At 52.8% G+C, this 958-nt stretch carries 2 protein-coding genes; both read right to left on the reverse strand.

The annotated features are described in order from the left end of the window. A partial coding sequence (locus C7C56_RS29525) for a hypothetical protein (protein ID WP_219933236.1) occupies positions 1–228 on the reverse strand: 228 nt, incomplete at its 3' end. Positions 229–233: 5 nt separating this feature from the next. Then, complete coding sequence (locus C7C56_RS28445; protein ID WP_146204652.1) at positions 234–887, reverse strand: hypothetical protein; 654 nt, start codon at positions 885–887, stop codon at positions 234–236. Between the last annotated feature and the right edge of the window lie 71 nt (positions 888–958).

Consider the following 958-nt stretch of genomic DNA (forward strand, 5'->3'; position numbering starts at 1 on the left):
TGCAAAGGCAGCGCGGCGCTGCGCGCCCCGCCAAAACCGGCCACGCCCTCGCCGGACTCGCCCAGCCCTCTGGGGCCGCCCCGCCCTCGCCATTGGGCTCAGGTTGCCTTCGGCAATCCTTTGCTTTTCATTAACGGCGGCGTCGAAACGCCCAGGGCGGTCGTGAGATTGCGCGAGCGAGCGAATCGAGATTCCCAGCGCGTTGTTCTCGACGGTGAAGATTTGCATTCATTTCACGGTGCGCGCGCAAGCGCCGAGGCGAGTTGCCTTTGAATTTGCTCGTCACCTGCAGCTATTCCGAGGCGCGGGTTCATCCCCCACTGTGATGCGTGTACCAGAAGATTTCGTTCCTCTGAAGTTGCCATAAAAGAAAACCTGATTATCGTACCGATTATTTTCCGATGCCTTCTCTCATATATGCGCTCCCACACCTGAGAGTATTGCTCGATGAACTGATTCATCTGGCGATCTACTGATGCCGATAGATCATTGTCATTTCGAGCCACAAAAATATTGTTGCCTCGATTTAGTATCTTAGATACATCCATGACGACGATTCCGCGATGACCGGAACCAACCTTCCGAGCGAGTAGTCCATCCAACTGACTAGAAGCTTTTCTAGCATTGCGTTCGATCTTATCGGCAGTTGTTACGCGCTTGCATTCGACCCATATTCTCTTTCCATTGATCAGAATGCCTGTATCTGACTCTGCATCAAGAATGGCTTCAACACCCCGGTCAGGTCGGTGTGCTTTTGCCGCCACTGTAGCTTCGAAAAGAAAATTCCTTGCGGCGGTCGATTCAGATGTTTCGTCCGCCGCGTTGATAGGACCATTTACTCCTTTTCGGAGCTTTTCAATAACGGATGCAAGTTGGTTAGGCGGCACGTGTGAACGGCTGTGGAAAACCGCGTAAATCTGGCGCTATCAGGCGAATTCGTTGCGGGGAAAAAATGGTG

The organism is Massilia glaciei, from assembly GCF_003011895.2.
GTDB lineage: Bacteria > Pseudomonadota > Gammaproteobacteria > Burkholderiales > Burkholderiaceae_D > Telluria_A > Telluria_A glaciei.